The organism is Mesorhizobium sp. L103C105A0 (genome assembly GCF_000502215.1).
Taxonomy (GTDB): Bacteria; Pseudomonadota; Alphaproteobacteria; order Rhizobiales; family Rhizobiaceae; genus Mesorhizobium.
The window spans coordinates 1-3,664 of record NZ_AYXF01000039.1 but is presented as its reverse complement, the minus strand read 5'-3'; the positions used below and the strand labels follow the sequence as shown (position 1 = coordinate 3,664).

Genomic DNA, 3,664 nt, shown 5'->3' with positions numbered 1-3,664 from the left:
GCGCAGCCCATGATGCAAGGGAGCGGACAAGAACACGCCGCGGCGCCGTACGCCGGAGGCAGTGGGTCGATGCTAGGTGCCTCGGTGCTGCAGCCGGGTCACTCAACGGCGCGCCATCATCATGCGCCGGATTCGTCAGTGGTTGATCTGAATCCCCCCGCACCGTCCGAGTTGCGTGAACATGCTCGTTCTGTGCCGGCGGCGGTGCAGCCAGATCCTCCAATAGGGGTCTCCGGTCGCGACAAGGGTCCCCTCTATTCCAACGATGCGACCGTTGTCGAAGGGCTGAGGTCAGCTTACGCGGGTAAGGTCAAGGAGAGCACGGTCAAGCGCCATGTAAATTCTCTTCTCGGCTTTGGTCGTTGGCTCTTTGACAATAACAGGCCGGGATTTGCTGCTCGGCTTGACGAATCGTCGCTGGATCAGGATCGCAAGGAGTACGAGAGCAGGGGTGGCCCCTCGGAGTACGAGAGCAGGGGTGGCCCCTCGATTGTGGCTAGAGCACTGGGTCGTCTCAAGACGTTGGCGGGCGGAGCGCCAGTGGTCGACCGCCCTGTCCGGAATCCCTACCCTGCCGACGCCGCGCTCATCAGAGATTACACAGCGGCTCTCATCAAAGAGTACAAAGAAGCGCCTGCGACCGGGCCGAATCGCGGTACCATTCAGGTCTATGGATCTACTCTTATACGTTTCAGTGAATATCTGCATGAAAACAAAAAGCCGGGGATTGCGGATCGGCTTCACGAGGGGTCGCTGGATGAAGATGCCAAGCGCTATGTGAACTCCGGTGGTAACCGGAGGATCAGTGCACTAGCTCATCTCCGGAAGTTCGCACCCGGGCGCGAAATTGCCCTTGCTGCTCGTCCGGAAGACGCAGTCGGCATGGAGGCTCGTGCCATTGGGGACGCCNCGGGCGCGAAATTGCCCTTGCTGCTCGTCCGGAAGACGCAGTCGGCATGGAGGCTCGTGCCATTGGGGACGCCGCTGCGCAGCGCAGCGGGACGCAGGAGGCATTGGGTCGGCCAGAGAGGCCCCCTGGGAAAGCTAAAGACGGGCGGGTGCTCGGCGCATTGGAATGGCTAGGCGACGAACATATCCAGAGGGATTACCAACTCCTGGAGCAGGAGTTGCAGGGGAACAATCCAGATCTCGCCGCCCGGACGCGGTTCGTGGATCCCCTCGTAGCCAATTATCATCTGCGCTTGGGCTCCGAGAGCGTCATGCTAAGCGCATTCCAGCGCATCGTCCATCAGAACGGTAACGACACAGCCGACTTCCTGTTCGTGCCAGTGAGCGATGGCGGTAAGACTCTTGCGGAGCGCGGCACCCATTGGTCGCTGCTGTTCGTTGATCGCAGCGACCGGGAACGGCCGGTTGCCTATCATTATGACTCCTACAACGGATGCAATGACACGCTTGCAAAAGAGCTCGCAGAAAATCTGGGCGCCAGCCTGGAGACCCGCGTGGGCGTATCCCGCATCGCCCAGCAGAGCAACGTGGTGGATTGCGGAGTCTACGTGGTGGACGGCACGCGGGCGCTGGTTGGGCGATTGCAATCGCAGCCAGATAACCTGAACCTCAACAACCTCGTCGTCAATCGGCAGGCACTACAAACCCGCCTCAGGGGTGACAATACATTCGGAACGGCAAATAATCTTACGAACTTTGAACTCATGGACCGACAGGCCCGAGACGCGGTTAAGGAAAGCCCCGTTGGGACGTTTCACCAGCAGATAAAGCGGCTCGGCCAGTCAGCGCCAGACGTTGCTCCCGGGGACCCATTTAAATTTCAAAGTCTTGAGAGCAAGGGGGACGCCGCTGCGCAGCGCAGCGGGCCGCAGGAGGAATACAGTTGGCCAGAGTATCTCCCCCCTGGGAAAGCTAATGAAGACGACGCTGTTCTGGCATCGTCTTTCGTGCCAACTGGGGCCCATCACCAAGCCTCGGATCCCGCAGGGTCCTTTCGTCCCCTGATCTGGCGCGACGGCGACCAGCGCGCGCCGGACGAGCGGATCGCTGCACAAGACAGGAGCAACCAGCTATCAAGCGAGGAGGTCCTCATCAACCGTGAGCATGATACAGCGGAGTTGAGACCAGCGAAGAGGCAAAGGCCCCTGAACAGTCGTCTGCAGGACGTTGCCACTGAGCCGCAGCTGAGCGAGATCGGCAATTCAGGCGCTCGCGTGCTGATGCAGGCCCCCACCCATCAAGTGGGTGCATTGCCATGGGAAGCGCAGCCCATGATGCAAGGGAGCGGACAAGAACACGCCGCGGCGCCGTATGCCGGAGGCAGTGGGTCGATGCTGGGTGCCTCGGTGCTGCAGCCGGGTCACTCAACGGCGCGCCATCATCATGCGCCGGATTCGTCAGTGGTTGATCTGAATCCCCCCGCACCGTCCGAGTTGCGTGACCATGCTCGTTCTGTGCCGGCGGCGGTGCAGCCAGATCGCCCAAAAGTGGTCTCCGGTCCCGACAAGGGTCCTCTTTATTCCAACGATGCGACCCTTGTCGAAGGGCTGAGGTCAGCACTCTATGCCGGTAAGGTCGGGGAGATCACGGTCAAGCGCCATGTAGATATTCTTTTCGGCTTTGGTCATTGGCTCGTTGAAAATAACAAGCCGGGGATTGCGGATCGGCTTCACGATTCGTCGCTGGATCGGGATCGCAAGGAGTACGAGATCTGGGGTGGCGGCCCCTCGGCCGTGGCTGGGTCACTGGGTCGTCTCAAGACGTGGGCGGGCGGAGCGCCAGTGGTGGGCCGCCCTGCCCTGAATCCCCACCCTGCCGACGCCGTGCTCATCAGAGAGTACACAGCGGCTCTCATCAAAGCGTACGAGGCAGCGCCGACCGGGCCGAAACCCCGTACCGTTGAGGTCTATGGGTCTGCTCTTAGACGTTTCAGTCAATGCCTGGTTGAAAACAAAAAGCCGGGGATTGCGGATCGGCTTCACGAGCGGTCGCTGGATGAAGATGCCAAGCGCTATATGAAAACCGCTGACATCAGTGCACTAACTCATGTCCGGAAGTTCGCACTCGGGCGCGAAATTGCCCTTGCTGCTCGTCCGGAAGACGCAGTCGGCATGGAGGCTCGTGCCATTGGGGACGCNCTCGGGCGCGAAATTGCCCTTGCTGCTCGTCCGGAAGACGCAGTCGGCATGGAGGCTCGTGCCATTGGGGACGCTGCGCAGACCGCGGCACAAGCTCATGGCCACGCAGGAGAGCAGGGACCCATCTCTCGAGCTCAACAAGTCGCGCCAGCGCCGTTTGAACGGCACTTGGGCAAGAAGCGTGAGGCCCAGGACGGACTGACGAGTACACTTGACAGGAGCAACCTCGTGAACAGCGGGGGCGTCATCATAAACAATGAACATTACACAGCGCTGTTGAGACCGGCGAAGAGGCAGAGGACTGATAATCCGCAAAGCCGCGCCATGGGGCGGCAACTGAGCGAAGCAACCACGACGTCCATCAGCCAAGCCTCCGATCAAGCCCGAGCGGACCTAATGGCTTCCTTCAGAAGCAGGGAGCGCTCCGACGCGGGGCGTTGAGCTCCATGGCTGGGGTCAAGCAGAACAGCTCTCTTGACGACAGAGGGGCTGATGCGATCTCCGGACCGGTAGCTCTCGCCGTAATTGATCAGGCTGGTACTGTTGGAAGGCTTGAT

At 60.6% G+C, this 3,664-nt stretch carries 1 pseudogene; it reads left to right on the top strand.

Annotation, left to right across the window (positions count from 1 at the left end):
• Positions 1–1,073 precede the first annotated feature (1,073 nt).
• A pseudogene (locus X727_RS1000000169500) lies at positions 1,074–3,548 on the top strand (Ulp1 family isopeptidase); the annotation flags it as partial.
• Between the last annotated feature and the right edge of the window lie 116 nt (positions 3,549–3,664).